General features: G+C 59.8%; 12 protein-coding genes. 9 read left to right on the top strand and 3 right to left on the bottom strand.

Going from position 1 to position 15,993, the window contains the following annotated elements:
- Positions 1 to 211 precede the first annotated feature (211 nt).
- The 4 genes from AAAB16_RS14425 (at position 212) to AAAB16_RS14410 (ending at position 4,669) form a co-directional block, all read left to right on the top strand.
- Positions 212 to 1,186: an ABC transporter substrate-binding protein gene (locus AAAB16_RS14425; protein WP_340663934.1), complete on the top strand. Its 975-nt coding sequence runs from the start codon at positions 212 to 214 to the stop codon at positions 1,184 to 1,186.
- A 79-nt stretch (positions 1,187 to 1,265) separates the two neighbouring features.
- A complete protein-coding gene (locus AAAB16_RS14420; RefSeq protein WP_340663933.1) occupies positions 1,266 to 2,069 on the top strand; it encodes an ABC transporter permease in 804 nt (267 codons plus the stop codon).
- Positions 2,057 to 2,893 carry an ABC transporter ATP-binding protein gene (locus AAAB16_RS14415; RefSeq protein ID WP_340663932.1) on the top strand — a complete coding sequence of 279 codons (837 nt, stop codon included), beginning with the start codon at positions 2,057 to 2,059 and terminating at the stop codon, positions 2,891 to 2,893. The genes AAAB16_RS14420 and AAAB16_RS14415 overlap by 13 nt, the downstream gene beginning before the upstream one ends.
- Before the next feature lie 147 nt (positions 2,894 to 3,040).
- Entirely contained in the window at positions 3,041 to 4,669 is a 1,629-nt protein-coding gene (locus tag AAAB16_RS14410) for a GMC family oxidoreductase N-terminal domain-containing protein (RefSeq protein ID WP_340663931.1), read from the top strand.
- A gap of 117 nt (positions 4,670 to 4,786) precedes the next feature.
- On the opposite strand, the gene AAAB16_RS14405 is transcribed toward AAAB16_RS14410, so the two are convergent.
- The 3 genes from AAAB16_RS14405 to phoB form a co-directional block, all read right to left on the bottom strand.
- Positions 4,787 to 6,127, bottom strand: coding sequence for a hemolysin family protein (locus AAAB16_RS14405; RefSeq protein ID WP_110615419.1), 1,341 nt, complete (start codon positions 6,125 to 6,127; stop codon positions 4,787 to 4,789).
- Between the two features lie 124 nt (positions 6,128 to 6,251).
- On the bottom strand, positions 6,252 to 7,553 hold the full coding sequence (phoR, locus tag AAAB16_RS14400; RefSeq protein ID WP_340663930.1) for a phosphate regulon sensor histidine kinase PhoR: 1,302 nt from the start codon (positions 7,551 to 7,553) through the stop codon (positions 6,252 to 6,254).
- Between the two features lie 27 nt (positions 7,554 to 7,580).
- Entirely contained in the window at positions 7,581 to 8,270 is a 690-nt protein-coding gene (gene phoB / locus AAAB16_RS14395) for a phosphate regulon transcriptional regulator PhoB (RefSeq protein WP_108095202.1), read from the bottom strand.
- Between the two features lie 898 nt (positions 8,271 to 9,168).
- Between phoB and AAAB16_RS14390 the strand changes: the two genes are divergently transcribed.
- The 5 genes from AAAB16_RS14390 to AAAB16_RS14370 all read left to right on the top strand — a co-directional run bounded on the left by AAAB16_RS14390 (position 9,169) and on the right by AAAB16_RS14370 (position 15,969).
- The gene (locus AAAB16_RS14390) at positions 9,169 to 10,758 is read left to right on the top strand and encodes an FAD-dependent oxidoreductase (protein ID WP_340663929.1); all 1,590 of its coding nucleotides are present in this window, start codon (positions 9,169 to 9,171) and stop codon (positions 10,756 to 10,758) included.
- Positions 10,759 to 10,866: 108 nt separating this feature from the next.
- Positions 10,867 to 11,370, top strand: coding sequence for a RidA family protein (locus AAAB16_RS14385; protein ID WP_340663928.1), 504 nt, complete (start codon positions 10,867 to 10,869; stop codon positions 11,368 to 11,370).
- A gap of 33 nt (positions 11,371 to 11,403) precedes the next feature.
- Positions 11,404 to 13,869, top strand: a complete 2,466-nt coding sequence (locus AAAB16_RS14380; RefSeq protein ID WP_340663927.1) for a TonB-dependent receptor — start codon at positions 11,404 to 11,406, stop codon at positions 13,867 to 13,869.
- Positions 13,869 to 14,807: an aliphatic sulfonate ABC transporter substrate-binding protein gene (locus AAAB16_RS14375; RefSeq protein WP_340663926.1), complete on the top strand. Its 939-nt coding sequence runs from the start codon at positions 13,869 to 13,871 to the stop codon at positions 14,805 to 14,807. Before AAAB16_RS14380 ends, AAAB16_RS14375 begins: the two co-directional genes overlap by 1 nt.
- A 388-nt stretch (positions 14,808 to 15,195) precedes the next feature.
- Positions 15,196 to 15,969, top strand: a complete 774-nt coding sequence (locus AAAB16_RS14370; protein WP_340663925.1) for a 2OG-Fe(II) oxygenase — start codon at positions 15,196 to 15,198, stop codon at positions 15,967 to 15,969.
- Positions 15,970 to 15,993 lie beyond the last annotated feature (24 nt).

Below are 15,993 nucleotides of genomic sequence, written 5' to 3'. Positions count from 1 at the left end.
ACGGTGGTCTTCTACAAAACCTCGTCGTCCCCGCGCAGGCGGGGACCCAGGTGCGAGGAACTCGCAGGCAACACCGTAAAGATTTATGTGCAACACCGCAGAACAAGAACCCCACCCGATAGAGGTGCGGGTCATGAGATCACTTGGCCGCTGGCCATTACTGCCCCGCAATTCAATCAATAACTAAGCCGTCAGGCTGTGGGAGTGTTCCATGCGTAAGTCCTTGCTCAAGCGTGTCTCGCTGTCCCTTGTTCTTGCTGCAGTCGCCACCGGCGCACAAGCCGGTAAATTGTCTATCGGCCACACCACTTGGGTGGGCTACGGCACCCTGTACCTGGCACGCGACCTGGGCTATTTCAAAGATGCCGGTCTCGATCTGGAACTGACCACCATCGAAGAAGCCTCCATGTATATGGCCGCCCAGGCCTCGGGCAAGCTCTCCGGTTCGGCGTCGACCATCGACGAAATCCTTAAATACCGCTCCAAAGACTTCTGCTTTAAAACCGTCGCCGCACTCGATGAAAGCCATGGTGGCGACGGCATCGTGGTGACCAAAGACATCAAAAGCATCAAAGACCTGAAAGGCAAATCGGTGGCCGTCAACGAAGGCTCGGTGTCGCAGTTCTGGCTGTCGTACCTGCTGAAAAAAGAAGGCATGAGCATGGCCGATGTCGAGGTGCAGAACATGACTGCCGATGACGCCGCCAGCGCCTTTATCGCCGGCCGTATTCCTGCCGCCGTGACCTGGGAGCCGAACCTGACCATGGTCAAGCAAAAGGGCACCGGCAACGTGCTGGTCGACAGCAGCGCCACACCGGGCGTGATCGTCGACGTTGTGGCGCTGTCGTGCGATGTGATCGAAAAACAACCTGAGGATGTAAAAGCCCTGGTCGCCGGTTTGTACAAAGCCGTGCAGTACACCAAGGACCATCCCAAAGAGGCTTACACCATCATGGCCAAGGGTGTGGGCGGCTACCTGTCCAAGCCTGAAGACCTCGCCGAAGCGGCCAAGGGCGTGAAGTTCTACGACCAGGCGATGAGCGAAAAACTGCTGGGCACTAAAGGCAAGCCAGGCGATATCGCCGAGATCATCAAAATGGCCAATGAAACCTGGAGCGAGCTGCAAGGCAAGCCGTTCACCGTCAGCTATGACGATTTGGTCGATACCTCGTTCGTCACGCCGTAAGCCCGCCACGCCGCGTGTTCGCGCACGCGGCGTGTCTTTTGCTTTGTTCTTCCTGCCTTGCTTATGTGGAGGTGGCGTTATGGCCACTGTACGTTCCTGGATTAACCGCTGCCTGACCCCCAAGGTCGGCCTGCCGGTAAAACTTATTTTTGCCGCTAGCACCCTGTGCTGGTTGGCGGTGTTGGGCCTGTGGGTGGGCCTGTCGTATGGCGGTGTGGTGCCAACCATGTTTCTGCCCACACCGGGCGCGGTGTTCGACGCGGCGGTGCGCCTGAGCAACGACGGCACCCTGGCCAAGCATGTCGGCGCCAGCCTTGAGGTGGTGCTGATCGGCTTTGCCATTTCGTCCTTGGTGGCCGTGCCCCTGGGCCTGCTGATGGGCAGTTTCCGCATCGTGCAGGCGTTCCTTGAGCCTCTGGTGAACTTTATTCGTTACCTGCCGGTAACCTCGTTTGTGCCGCTGTTTATCTTGTGGATTGGCATCGGCCTGGAACAGCGGGTGGCGGTGATTATCTTTGGCGTGTTTTTCCAGCAGTTGGTGATGATCGCCGACGTGTCCAAGGGCGTGTCCAAAGACCTGGTCAATGCCAGCTACACCCTCGGCGCCACCCGCCGGGATGTGGTGTTCCATGTCCTCGGCCCGGCCTCGTTGCCCGGCGTGCTCGACACCCTGCGGGTCACCATGGGCTGGGCCTGGACCTACCTGGTGGTCGCCGAACTGGTCGCTGCTTCCAGCGGCCTGGGTTACATCAGCCTCAAGGCCATGCGCGGCTTTCAGGTCGACGTGATTTTCCTCGCCATCGCCATCATCGGCCTGCTCGGCCTGATCACCGATCAACTCTTCCGTTTGCTCCGCCTGAGGATTGCCGCATGGGCACAATAGCCTCCACCAAGCCCTATATCATGCCGCCGCTCAGCGAATACGCCGCCGTGGAAAGCCGCTTGAAAGTCGAGGGGGTCAGCCTGCGTTATCAGTCGCCCAACGGGGAAACCTTTACCGCGCTGGATAACGTGTCCTTTGAAGTGCCGGACCAGCAATTTGCCGTTATCGTCGGCCCGTCCGGCTGCGGTAAATCCAGCTTGCTGTACCTCACGGCCGGCCTGGCCGAACCCAGCGATGGCGCTATTTATGTCGGCGGTAAAAAGGTTGAAGGGCCGGGTGCCGATCGCGGCATGGTGTTCCAGAGCTACACCCTGTTCCCTTGGCTAACGGTGCGGGAAAACATTGCCTTTGGCTTGAAGCGTCGTGGCTTGCCGGGCGATGAGATCAACACCATCGTCGAGTTCTATCTCAACGAAGTTGGCCTGGCCAAGTTCGCCAAGCATTACCCCAAGCAACTCTCCGGCGGCATGATGCAGCGCGTGGCGATTGCCCGTGCGCTGGCCAACGACCCACAAATCTTGCTGATGGACGAACCCTTCGGCGCCCTCGACAGCCAGACCCGCCTGCAAATGCAGCAGCTGTTGTTGCAGGTATGGGGCAACGCCAAGAAGACCGTGGTGTTTGTCACCCACGATATCGACGAAGCGATTCTGCTGGCTGACCGCATTTACGTAATGGGCGCCAGGCCTGGGCGGATTAAAGAAGTGCTCGACGTGCCCATCGACCGCCCGCGCAACCTGGACGTGGTGATGGAGCCGGAATTTATCCGCATGAAGCGGCGGATTCTTGAGCTGCTGCATGACGACCTCGCTGAGGTTCATTAACCCCCATTCTTCACCCACACACCGTCATTCCAGCGCAGGCTGGAATCCAGAATTTCGCAGGAATACGTCGGTGGTTCTGCAATCACCGCGCCTGGATCCCGGCCTATGCCGGGATGACGGTGATTTTGGTACAGACCGAGGCCATCCATGTCTGAGCAATTCGACTACATCATCGTCGGCGCCGGCTCGGCCGGCTGCGTATTGGCCAACCGCCTAAGCGCCGACCCTAGCGTCACCGTCTGCCTGCTGGAAGCCGGCGGCAGCGATGCCAGCCCACGGGTGCAGACCCCGGCCGGCACCATCACCTTGTACAAGAGCAAAATCTTTAGCTGGAATTTCTTCTCCACGCCGCAAAAACAGCTAAACAACCGCCGCCTGCATACGCCCCGTGGCAAGGCCTTGGGCGGCTCCAGTTCGATGAACAGCATGATCTATATCCGTGGCGATGCCTCGGACTACGACCGCTGGGCCGAGCTGGGTTGCAGCGGGTGGAGCTGGGCCGAGGTGCTGCCGTTGTTCAAAAAGTCCGAAGGCAATCAGCTGGGGCAGAACCCGGCATTGCACGGCACCCTTGGCGAGCTGCTGGTGGACCGCGCCCGCGACCCTAACCCGGTGTCTGCGCTGTTTGTGCAGGCGGCTGAGCGGGTCGGCATCAAGCGCAATGACGACTTCAACGGCGGCGACCTCGAAGGCGCCGGCATCTACAACCTGACGCAGAAAAACGCCAAGCGCCTGTCGGCCTACCGCGCCTTTGTCGCGCCGGTACGTAAGCGGCCCAACCTAACGGTACTGACCGGCTGCAACGTGCAGTCGCTGCTGCTTGAAGGCACTCAAGTGCGCGGTCTGCACCTGGTTAAAGATGGCCAACCACTGACACTGAACAGCCGCCGTGAAGTGATCCTGTGCGCTGGCTCGCTTGGCTCACCACAGATCCTGCTGAACTCCGGCATCGGCCCGCGCGCCGAGCTGGAAGCCGCCGGGGTGCCGGTGGTATGCGATTCCCCTGGTGTCGGCAAAAACCTGCAAGACCACCTCGACGGCCTAATCACCGTACGCTCGGCCAGCCCGCTGACCTTGGGTTTTTCCTGGGGTTCGCTGGCCAGCATCGTCGCCTCGCCGTTTAAATACCTGCTGCAGAAAAAAGGCTGGCTGACCACCAACTACGTGGAAGCCGGTGGCTTTGCCCGTACGCCGTTGGCAGATGGGTTGCCGGATGTGCAATTTCACTTTGTGCCGGGCTACCGCAGCCACCGGGGGCGGTTGTTTGAGTGGGGCCATGGCTACGCCGTGCATACCTGCGTGCTGCGGCCGAAATCCATTGGAGAGCTGCGTTTGAATGCCCAGCGCCAGTTAGAGATCGACTTTAACTTTCTCGCCAATATGAGTGATGCCAAGGTGCTGATCGAAGGCCTTAAGCTGGCGCGCAAAGTCTTGGCCGATAGCAGCTTTGACCGGCTGCGCGGCAAGGAAATGTTGCCGGGGGCCGAGGTGCAAACCGATGAGCAACTGCTGGCCTATATCCGCGAATATGCCGCCACCGTGTTTCACCCGGTGGGCACCTGCAAGATGGGCGTGGATAGCATGAGCGTGGTCACGCCGGAGCTGGAGGTGATTGGCGTGCAAGGGCTGCGGGTGGCGGATGCGTCGATTATGCCGACGCTGATCAGCGGCAACACCAATGCGCCCTGCATCATGATTGGCGAGAAGGCGGCGCAGATGATTGTGGCGGGGAAGGTGGCGAAGCCCACCACCCAAAACACCGTCGTTCCCGCGTAGGCGGCGGTCCGACGGTTCGCAATCCGGAGTTTTGCCGGAGAGTGAGTTGGTTGTGCTATCTCCCCACCTGGGTCCCGGCCTACGCCGGGACGACGGAGGTTTTGACTGGACGCGGGTTTAATCCAGCTTCACAACCTTCGCCAAAACCACCTTCGGCCCTTTCATCTTTTTGATGATGATGCGCAGCCCTTCCACATCCAGCACTTCTTCCTCTTCCGGCATGCGGTTAAGGGTTTCGTAGATCAGCCCGGCCAGGGTTTCCGCTTCGATATGGTCAAGGTCGACGCCCAGCAGGCGTTCGACTTTGAACAGCGGCGTGTCGCCACGTACCAGCAATTTGCCCGGCTGGTAGGCGAGAATGCCGCGTTCGGCTTTGCGGTGTTCGTCCTGAATATCGCCGACCAGCGCTTCCAGCACGTCTTCCATGGTCAGGTAGCCAATCACCTTGCCGTCGGCTTCTTCCACCAGGGCGAAGTGTGAACCGCCTTTGCGGAATTCTTCCAGCAGGCTGGACAGCGGCATATGCCGGGTAACGCGCTCAATCGGCATCATCAGGTCGCTGATTTTCAGCGCTGAGGGCAGCATTTCCAGCAGGGACAAGTGCAGCAGCAAATCTTTGATATGCAGCACGCCGACGAATTCTTCCGTGGCTTCGTTGTACACCGGGTAACGGCTGTACTTGTGCCGGCGAAACAGGGCGAACACTTCATCGAGCTTGGCGTTGAGTTCCAGGTACACCAGGTCTTCACGGGAGTTGGCCCAGTCGACCACTTCCAGCTCGCCCATTTCCACCGCCGAGGCCAGTACACGCATGTCTTGGTCGCTGGGGTCGCTGGCGCGGCTGGAGTGCAGGATCAGTTTCAGTTCGTCGCGGCTGTAATGGTGCTCATGGTGCGGCCCCGGCTCGCCTTGCCCGGCAATACGCAAAATAGCGTTGGCACTGGCGTTGAGAATAAAAATGGCCGGGTACATGGCCCAGTAGAACAGGTACAGCGGCGCGGCCGTCCACAGCGACAACAGCTCGGGTTTGCGAATGGCCCAGGACTTTGGCGCCAGCTCACCGACCACGATGTGCAGGTAGGAAATGATAAAGAACGCGGTGAAGAAGGCGATGCCGTGTACCAGCTTTGGCGAGTCAACGCCCATGTAGTGCAACAGCGGCGTCAGCAGCTCGGCAAACGCCGGCTCACCGACCCAACCCAGGCCCAGCGATGCCAGGGTAATACCCAGCTGGCAGGCGGACAGGTAGGCGTCGAGCTGGTTATGCACGGTGCGCAGAATATGCCCGCGCCAGCCGTTTTTGGCGGCGATGGCGTCCACGCGGGTAGAGCGCAGTTTGACGATGGCAAATTCCGCCGCAACGAAGAAACCGTTGAGCAAAACCAGCAGAAGGGCGAAGAGGATAAGGCCGAAGTCGGCGAAATACGTGGCGGCGTCGTAACTAGGAGAAGGGTCCATAGGGGTGGTTCAGGGTGTCCAGATTGTAAGGTAGAGAACATCGGTAAAGGGCGGCGCAAGCGGCGCGACCAGATCAGCAGACTAGCCGCTCACGCGGCCGTTGCCCAGCCTGAAATATTCGGCGTTAGCGTCTGACCACTTGGGCCGGGGCAAAGTGGCAAGTAAATGTGCTGCCTTTGCCCACCACACTGCTGATATCCAGGCGCGCGCGGTGGCGCAGCAGTACATGCTTGACGATGGCCAAGCCCAGGCCCGTGCCGCCGGTGTTGGAGGCGCGGCTGGAGTCGACGCGGTAGAAACGTTCGGTCAGGCGCGGAATATGTTTGGCTTCAATGCCCTGACCGCTGTCCTGCACCGATAGATGCGCGCCATGCTCATCGGCCCACCAACGCACACGGATTTCGCCGTTGTCCGGCGTGTATTTCACCGCGTTAAACACCAGATTGGAGAAGGCGCTGCGCAGTTCCGCTTCGCTGCCTTTGAGGCGCACGCTGTTGTCGGCCTCCAGGCTGATGCGGTGGTTGCGGGTATTGGACAGCGCCTGGGCGTCGCCCTTGATCGACAGCAGCAGCAAGTCCACCGACACCGGTTGGTTGTCCGAGGGGTAGTCGGTGGCTTCCAGCTTGGCCAGCAGCAACAGGTCGTTAAGCAGGTTTTGCATACGCCCGCCTTGCTGCTGCATCTGTTGCAGCGCCCGCAGCCAGCGTGGGTTTACGTCTTCGACGTTATCCAGCAGGGTTTCCAGGTAACCGGCAATCACCGTCAGCGGCGTGCGCAGTTCGTGGGAGACGTTGGCGATAAAGTCCTTACGCATCTGTTCCAGCTGATGCATGCGGGTGATATCACGCACCAGCATCAAGTGCTCGCCGTTGCCGTACTGGGTGATATGGAACTGCAGGTGCATACGGTCGTTAACCGGGGAAATCAGCTCCAGCGGTTCGGTGTGCGCGGGCAGGTCGAAATAGTCTTTAAAGCGTGGGTGGCGCACCAGGTTGGTCACCGGCTGGCCGCTGTCTTGCGGGGTTTTCAGGCCCAGCAGGGTTTCCGCGGCGCGGTTCCACCATTCCAGGTTGCCGTCGCTGTCGAGCATGACCACGGCATCATTCAAGGCAGCGGTGGACTCCTGCACACGGTCGATCACCGCCTGCAGGCGGCCACGCACCCGTTGGTCACGGCGTTGCAGGTGGTAAATGCTGTCGAACACCTCGCCCCATAGGCCATAGCCATCGGGCGGCGGTTGGTCGGTCTGGTGGTGCTTGAGCCAGTTATGCAGACGCAGCAATTGCGCGAGGGTCCAGCCCAGGTAAGCGCCAAGGCCAACCACCAGGCTCCAGGCATATTCGCCGCTGATAAAGCCGACAAACAGGCAGCCGGCGATCAGCAGTAGCAAGCGGCGGATAACGACGCCACGCCAGTCTTGATTCACGTGTGGGGGGTTCCCGACCTAGTTAGCTTAACTTTTGGTGGAGAAACGATACCCGGTGCCGCGCACGGTTTGTACCAAGTTCTCGTATACCTCGCCCAAAGCCTTGCGCAGGCGGCGGATATGCACGTCGACGGTACGCTCTTCCACATACACGTTGCCGCCCCACACTTGGTCGAGCAACTGGCCACGGGTGTAGGCGCGCTCCTGGTGGGTCATAAAGAATTGCAGCAGGCGGTACTCGGTAGGGCCCATGTCGGCGGGTTTGCCGTCGATGGTCACGCGGTGGCTGATGGGGTCGAGCAATAGACCGCCAACTTCGATTGGGGTGTCGCTGTCACCGGTGCCGGCGCGGCGCAGTACGGCTTTCAGGCGGGCGACCAATTCACGCGGCGAGAAGGGCTTAGTGATGTAATCGTCGGCGCCGACTTCCAGGCCTTGGATCTTGTTGTCCTCTTCGCCCTTGGCGGTGAGCATGATGATCGGGATATTGCCGGTCAGCTCATCGCGCTTGAGACGGCGCGCCAGCTCGATACCGGAGGTGCCGGGCAGCATCCAGTCGAGCAGAATCAAATCGGGCTTGCGGTCGACGATAATGGCGTGGGCTTGCTGGGTGTTTTCCGCTTCCAGGCATTCATAGCCAGCCATTTCCAGCGCGACGGCGATCATTTCGCGGATCGGCGCTTCGTCGTCAACGATCAGGATGTTCTTACCAACCATGGAGCAAACCTCGGGTCGTTTAATCTGTCTTGCGCCGCATTAGATAACGGAATTATTGCAGCTGTGTGACAGAACGTTGGGCTTTGGTTGGGGATCCTTTGGCGGATGGCCGTGGGGTGTGCTGTGCGCACCTTTACCGCGTGCGCTGAACGTTTTGTTTCGCGCCTTACGCGCGACCTACTTTTCCAGTCACCGAAAAGTAGGCAAAAGGCTTGCCCCTACCTTGGCCCTTCGCTGCGCTGCGGGTTCCCTCATTCCATCGCCGCTCCAGGGGCACGGCACAACGGGCCATCCTTGGCCCGATGTGCCTCTCGCCGCGTCCCTGCGGCTCAACCCCCTACACGGCGATTCCATTCGGCCTGCGATAAACGGGACGGGTGGATCACAAGCCAGATCAAGATCAACAGCCTCTCTCCCCCGGTCCCTCTCCCCTAGCCGGGCGCCCACAAGCGGGCGAGGGGGCGTATGGCGACCAGCCCACGCGGTCTGCTCCCTCTCCCGCTTGCGGGAGAGGGCTGGGGTGAGGGGCCTTTGATCTGGTTGTTGATCTTGATCTACCCGCCCGGTTTATCGCAGGCCGAGCGCAGTCGCTGTGCAGGGGTTGAGCGGCAGCAGCCGCGAAAGGCGTGGGGCCATCGATGGCCCTGCACGCCCCCCTCTGGAGCGACTTAGTGCGCAAAGCACAGCCTCCCTGTTATGCATTTCTTGCAGCTTGCACGGCATATAAGATTAAACAATTTAATATTTACATATGCCTAAAATGTATTTCTCTCATCTCCCACCCCTCAGTAGGATGGCCTCCATAGACGAATAAAGCAGCCACCACGCATCGTTCTATAACAATGCGCGATATAGGTTGCCAGGCCAGATTAGCCTGTAAGCCAGGGGAGTGACAGGGATGCCGTTGACCAGAAGAGCATTGATTGCACGCGTCGCCGCCGTCGGTGGTTACCGTGCAGCCTATGCCGCCATGGGGGCGTTGGGGTTGTTAACGCCGGGCCTGAGCCACGCCGCTAACAGCCAGGAAAGTTATGCCGCGCTGCCCAGCGCCCAAGTCGGTAAGGGCGCCAGTGTGGTGGTGGTCGGCGCGGGTATCGGTGGCTTGGTCAGTGCCTTCGAGCTGCGCAAGGCCGGTTTCCAGGTCACCGTGCTTGAGGCCCGTGAGCGCGTTGGTGGGCGCAATTGGACGCTACGCCAGGGCGATAAAGTCGAGTACACCGACGGCACCACGCAAATCGCCCATTTCTCTGAGGGCTTCTACTTCAACGCCGGTCCCGCGCGCTTGCCCAGCCATCACCAATTGATGCTCGGCTACTGCCGTGAGCTGGGGGTGGAGTTGGAAGTGTTGGTTAACACCAGCCGGAATGCGCTGGTGCGCCCCAACCTTGCCGAGCCGCCGATGCAGATCCGTCAGGCGGTGAATGACAGCCGTGGCCATGTCGCCGAGTTGCTGGCCAAGGCGGTCAATCGCCAGGCGCTCAACGATGAGTTGAATGCTGACGACCAGCGCGCCTTGCTGCAGTTTTTGCGCACCTTTGGCGACTTGTCGGAAAAGCTCGAGTACCTAGGCTCCGCCCGTTCCGGCTACAAAGTGTGGCCCGGTGCCGGCGAGCAGTTGGCGCAAAAGAATGCACCGCTGCCACTGCGCACGTTGCTCAATCCGGCGCTGGCCAATGCCTTGATGATTGATGAGTACCCGGAGTTCTCGCCGACCATGTTTCAGCCCGTTGGCGGCATGGACCGCATTCCCAAAGCCTTCGAAAAACACCTGGCCGGCTCGCTGCGTTTGGGCGCGGAAGTACGTTCTATCCATAACGGCGATAACCGCGTGGATATCACCTACGTCGACCGCCGCAGTGGCAAGGCGCACAGCTTGCACGCCGACTTTGCGGTAGTGGCCTTGCCGCTGCCGCTACTGGCCAAGCTCGATACCAATTTCACTGCGCCGGTGCAGCAGGCCATCGCGGCTGTGCAGTTTGGGTTTGCCAACAAAGTGGCTTGGCAGTCGCGGCGTTTTTGGGAGCGCGATTATCAGATTTACGGTGGCCTTTCCTTCGTCAACCAAGAGGCATCCGGCCTCTGGTACCCCAGCGGTGGGTTTAATCAGGAGCAGGGCATTTTGATTGCCGCCTATAACAACGGCGAGACCGCGCGGGTGTTTGGTGAGAAAAGCGTTGCCGAGCAAATCGCCGCCTCGAAGCAGGCGGTAGAGCTGCTGCATCCGGGCCATAGCGCTGAGCTGCGTAACCCGCTGGCGGTGGCTTGGAGCCGTATTCCGTACAACCTCGGCCCGTGGATTAACCATGAGGTGGCCGAGCCTGCTTACAGCCTGCTCAACCAAGCGCAGGGGCGCATTCACCTGACCAGCGATGGCTTGGCCCATAGCGGCGTTGGCATCTGGCAAGAAGCCGCCGCCGGTGCCGCGCGGCGGGTGGTGCGTAATTTATTTGAGCGTGTGCAGAACACGCCTTATCGGCAAACGGCCTAGACCCGCCGCGCCACGGCTACACGCAACAACAGCGAAAAAACTAAAAACCATGATGTGCCAGGTAGCGGACCTCCGAGGCTGGCGTTAAAGAACCTTGGAGTGTTTGCCATGCCTATCAACAAAGCCCTGCTGGGGTTGGGGCTCCTATGCGCTGCCGGTGGCGCCCATGCCGCCGGTATCGAACGTACGCCGTCTACCTACCCGAACTCGCCGATTCTGCAATCGGTGACGCTGCCGGGGCAAAGTCAGCTCACTTACCTCTCCGGCATCCTGCCGGACCCGGTCGACCCCAAGGCCGACAAAGACCGCGTGCACGCCGTCGGCAGCACTGAAGAACAGACCGTTGTGGTGTTTCGCAAAATCGAAGCGGTGCTGGCCCAACGCGGCCTGACCCTCGGCGATGTGGTGCAACTGCGGGTGTACCTGGTGGGCGACCCGGCCAAAGGCGGGCGCCTGGATTTCGATGGTCTGCAAGCCGGCTTCCGGCAATTTTTCGGCACCGACAAACAACCGCTAAAACCAGCGCGCACCACCGTGCAAGTGGCTGGCTTGGTGTTGCCCGGCGCCCTGATTGAAGTGGAAGCCGTAGCGGCTACTGCCCCGAACAACTAATTGCCTCAAGCGCGACTAACAGGAAGTTTTTAAATGCGTACCGCGATCAGTAAAACCTTCGCCTTGTCATCCCTTAGTGCCGCTTTGCTCGCGGCCGGTGTACCGCTGAAAAGCGTGGCAGCGACCGACCCGACCTTGGACACCGTGGTGGTCACCGGCGTGCGTGGCAGCCAGCCGCGCACGGTAACCGACAGCCCGGCGCCGATTGACGTGATTACCGCCGAGCAGTTGGAGAAAACCGGGCAGAACGGCCTGAAAGATATTCTGACCCGCCTGCTGCCGTCGTTTAACGCCCCGACCATTAACGGCGGCGGTACCGCGTTTCTGGTACGCGGCATCAGCATGCGTGGCCTGGGCGGTGATCAGGTGCTGATTCTGGTCAACGGTAAACGCCGGCATAACACGGCGATGATCAACAACAACGCGCGGGTTGGCACCGCTGCTGTGCCGGTGGATTTGGACCTGATTCCCACCGCCGCCATTGAGCGTATTGAAGTGCTGCGCGATGGCGCAGCAGCGCAATACGGTTCGGATGCGATTGCCGGGGTGATCAATATCATCCTGAAAAAGGACAGCTCCGGCGTTACCTCCGACACCTCGCTCGGCCAGTACTACAGCGGCGACGGCACCACCGGCCACGAGGCGGCCAACCTCGGTGCGCCACTGGGCGATGGCGGCTTTTTCAATCTGTCGTTCGATGCCAAATCGCAAGAACCCTACGACCGCGCGGGCGCCGTGCGGGGCAATTTCGCCAACCTGGCCGACGGCTCGCCTGATCCGCGCACCAGCGAAACCCATGGCTGGGGCGAGGAGTACGGCCTGGGTCGCGACCGCACGGCCAGCACGGCGTACAACCTTGAATTGCCGCTGCAGAACGACGTCACCTTGTATTCGTTCTCCACGTTCAGCTACCGCGACGGCAAGAAGGTGTTGGGCCACCGCGCGCCCACCGATATCACCGCGCTGGTGGGTGTGCCCGACCGGCCCTTTACCAAGGGCGGTCAGGCTACCCGTGAGGTGAAGGAAACCGACTACCAATTTGCCGTGGGTGCCAAGGGCCTGCTGGCCGACTGGGATTGGGACTTGTCGACCACCTACGGGCGGGACAAGGCCAAGCTGTATACCGACAACAACCTCAACCTCTCCAATGGTCCGGATTTCAGTCAGCGGCGCTTCCACTTGGCCGATGAAATCTTCGACCAGTGGACCAACAACCTCGACTTCACCCGCGCCTTGGATATCGGCTGGAGCAGCCCGCTGGAAACCTCGTTTGGTATCGAATACCGCTGGGAAAAATACGAGCTGGGCGAGGGCGAGCCCAACTCCTATAACTACGGCAACTATGTGATTCCTAGCGGTCAGTACGCCGGGCGGCGGCCAGACCCCGGTTTGTTTTCGGTCAACGGCACCAACGCCGAAGATGCCGGTGACCAGATTCGTCACAGTGGCGCCGCCTATGTCGACTTTGGCTTGAACATCACCTCCAACTGGTACGCGGCCTTTGCTCTGCGCCAAGAGCAGTACAACCAGGACATCGGCGAAACCACCAGCGGCAAGTTCACCACCCGCTACGAATTCCTCCCCGGCTACGCGGTGCGGGCGGCGGTGAGCAATGGCTTTCGCGCGCCATCGCTGGCGCAAAACGTGTTTTCGTCCACCAGTTCGGTCACCCAGTTTCTCGCCGGTGGCGCCACCACCACGGCGCGTACCAAACAAATGCGCCCCGGTTCACCGGAGGCCATCGCCCTGGGCGCGGAAACGCTTAAACCGGAAAAGTCGCGCAACTACAGCTTGGGCTTTACTGCCGAGCCGGTTGAGCGCCTGCGTTTTACCGCCGACTTCTACTTGATCGATATCGACGACCGCATTCTGCAAACCGGCATTCTTTCGGGCGCAGCGGTGTCGCAGATTCTGGTCGATGCCGGTCTGGCGCCAAACCTCTCCGGCCAATACTTTGCCAACGCCGCCGACACCCGCACCAAGGGCATCGACCTGGTCTTGGACTACAGCCAGGACTTCGCCGAATACGGCCAAGCGAAATGGAGCGTGGCCTACAACCACAACAAAACCAGCATTCGTGACCTGGCCGACACACCGGAAGAACTGTCGCGGTTGGGCAGCGGTTACGTACTGTTCGACCGCCAACAGCAGACCGACCTGACCAAAGCCACGCCGAAGGATAAATGGATTCTCTCGACCAATTACCGCCTGGATGCGTGGAACGTGAACCTGGCCTTCAGCCGCTACGGCGAGTACACCGAAGGCTCGAACATTCCAGCCAACGACCGCACCTATAGCCCGAAATGGATTACCGACGTCGACGTCGCCTACGACATCAGCGACAACGTCACGGTGGCCGTCGGCGCCAACAACCTGTTCAACGAATACCCGGACAAAATCGGCATCGTGCCGTGGGCCGGCACGTATGAATACGGCATGTTCTCGCCCTTTGGTCTGGGTGGCGGCTACTACTACGGCCGCTTGAGCTTGGCGTTTTGATGAAGACGCGCCTGGTGCTCGCCATGTTGTGCCTGCTCGGGATGGCAGGCACGGTGTGGGCTGCGGACGCCTTGCGGGTATCGAGCCAGAAGAACTCGTTGCAGGTGTTGCTTAAAGCCGCGGGTGAACTGGACGACGTGCCGTACCCCATTGAGTTCGCCTCCTTTGGCGCAGCGGCCCCCACGGCCGAAGCCTTGGCGGCGGGCGCGGTGGATATCGGCACCCTGGGGGTGGCGCCGTTTGTGTTTGCCGCCTCGGCCGGTACCGATTTAAAAACCGTTGGCGTGGTGCGGTTGAAGGTCACGCCAACGGCGGTGGCGATTGTGGTGCCCGAGCAGTCACCGCTACAGGGCGCTGCTTCTCTGGTGGGTAAACGCATCACCACCACCAAGGGCTCGATCGGCCATTACCTGGCGCTGGCGGCATTGCGGCAGCAAGGCAAAAGCGGGCGCGATGCGCAGTTTATTTTTCTGCAACCGGGCGAATCGCGCAGCTTGCTGGCCAATGGCGGCGCCGATGCGTGGGCGACGTGGGATCCGTACACCAGCATGGTGCAGCTCGAAGGCGGTACGCGGGTGTTGGTTAGCGGCGAGGGCTTGTTCGCCGGCAATATGCTGCTGGTGGCCAACGCGGCGGCCATTGAAAACAAGCCTGAACAGCTACGCGATTTTCTCCAACGGGTAGGGCGGGCGTGGGCGTGGGTGGATAGCCACCTGGAGGAGTTTTCCGCCATACAGGCGCGACAAAGTGGTTTACCGCTGGAAGTGCATTTGCGCTCTAACCGGTTTTCTCTACCCACCCGCGTTGATGTAGATAAAGCACTAATAAAGGATTTAAGCGAAACAGCCGCGTTGTATCAGGCTGAAGGAGTTATATCGCCTGGGTTTATTGGCGATAAGTCGGTGGAGCGAAAATTTAACAGTGCTGCTGAGCAATAAATAAAACTGTAATTTTTATATTGGATATGCAAGTTATGCATGTGGGGTGTGCTATGCACACCATTACTCAGAAGTGTTTGGTGCTCACACCGGGCGTGGAGCCGAACGCTCTACATTTAAGGCGGCAATATAGTTTGTGAGTTAGGAAGAAAAGTTATTTCACTAAATGTTTCAATGTCGGTAAAAAAGATCCACGGCATCGCGGCTAATGCCCGTACCCACTGGGTTGAATGGCTCAGTGCCAGGGGCTTTTGTCGCGATAAAGCGAGAAGGAAAAAGACGTTTTAAATAACAGCGACAAGCTATTTATCCCGTGGTGAATAAATAGGCTTGGCAGGGAGTGCTGTTGTCTGCTTTTGAAACTTATGGAACTGCCAGGAGTACAACTATGCTCACCACAACGGTCGATGGTCTAACCGCAGCCGATATAACCGATGTTATTAACGCCAAGAGTTACGGTATTCATATAAAAGGCTTTGCCGATGCCGATACAGTGCAACTTGCTAAAGAGCGCCTAAGCCGCCATGAACTGCGTGGCACGTTTAGCGAGCAGCAGGAGTTCAATCGTCTGGGCAAGGCCTATATCGAGATTAACGACGAGCAAAGTCGTCAGGCTTACCACGCGCAAGCGGTGAGCAATATCCGCAAAATCCGCGACACCTTCCGCCCGCTGGCTTCGCCCATTGACGAGCTGCGTTTGCTCCTCGATGAGGTGTGGCCCAAGGGCGCGCGCCTGCTGGATGTCAACGGCGAGAAATGCTTTGTCGGCATTGCCCGTTTTCAAGGCAGTGGCGTTGACCTGACGCCGCACACCGACAATCTCGAACGCAACGCGCCGAGCGACCACCAGCCGCGTTTGCTCACTCAGCTGTCCACCAACATCTACCTGGAAATTCCCGAAGACGGCGGCGAGTTGGAGATCTGGGGCATCGAGCCCGACGAGGCGCAGTACGAGCGCCTGCGCGGCAGCCGTGCCTATGGCATTGAGCGTGATCTGCTGCCGCCGCCGGACTTTGTGATCAAGCCCGAACCCGGCGATTTGATTGTGCTTAACCCGCGCCTGATCCATGCCGTGCGCCCGTCTGCCACCAGCACCCGGGTGACCCTCGGCGTGTTTATCGGCTACTTCGGCGAAGACCAACCCATGGCCTACAGGAGCTAATGACCATGAGCGATGTAGAAGCGA

It is taken from the genome of Pseudomonas sp. (assembly GCF_037994325.1).
Taxonomy (GTDB): domain Bacteria; phylum Pseudomonadota; class Gammaproteobacteria; order Pseudomonadales; family Pseudomonadaceae; genus Aquipseudomonas.
This window is presented reverse-complemented; position numbering and strand designations above follow the sequence as displayed.

What these genes read in the sequence shown, in the direction of transcription:
- AAAB16_RS14385 (WP_340663928.1), top strand. Translation starts at nt 10,867, where the DNA reads ATGCCTATCAACAAAGCCCTGCTGGGGTTGGGGCTCCTATGCGCTGCC.
- AAAB16_RS14410 (WP_340663931.1), top strand. Translation starts at nt 3,041, where the DNA reads ATGTCTGAGCAATTCGACTACATCATCGTCGGCGCCGGCTCGGCCGGC.
- AAAB16_RS14390 (WP_340663929.1), top strand. Translation starts at nt 9,169, where the DNA reads ATGCCGTTGACCAGAAGAGCATTGATTGCACGCGTCGCCGCCGTCGGT.
- AAAB16_RS14375 (WP_340663926.1), top strand. Translation starts at nt 13,869, where the DNA reads ATGAAGACGCGCCTGGTGCTCGCCATGTTGTGCCTGCTCGGGATGGCA.
- phoB (WP_108095202.1), bottom strand. Translation starts at nt 8,270, where the DNA reads ATGGTTGGTAAGAACATCCTGATCGTTGACGACGAAGCGCCGATCCGC.
- AAAB16_RS14425 (WP_340663934.1), top strand. Translation starts at nt 212, where the DNA reads ATGCGTAAGTCCTTGCTCAAGCGTGTCTCGCTGTCCCTTGTTCTTGCT.
- AAAB16_RS14370 (WP_340663925.1), top strand. Translation starts at nt 15,196, where the DNA reads ATGCTCACCACAACGGTCGATGGTCTAACCGCAGCCGATATAACCGAT.
- AAAB16_RS14380 (WP_340663927.1), top strand. Translation starts at nt 11,404, where the DNA reads ATGCGTACCGCGATCAGTAAAACCTTCGCCTTGTCATCCCTTAGTGCC.
- AAAB16_RS14415 (WP_340663932.1), top strand. Translation starts at nt 2,057, where the DNA reads ATGGGCACAATAGCCTCCACCAAGCCCTATATCATGCCGCCGCTCAGC.
- AAAB16_RS14405 (WP_110615419.1), bottom strand. Translation starts at nt 6,127, where the DNA reads ATGGACCCTTCTCCTAGTTACGACGCCGCCACGTATTTCGCCGACTTC.
- AAAB16_RS14420 (WP_340663933.1), top strand. Translation starts at nt 1,266, where the DNA reads ATGGCCACTGTACGTTCCTGGATTAACCGCTGCCTGACCCCCAAGGTC.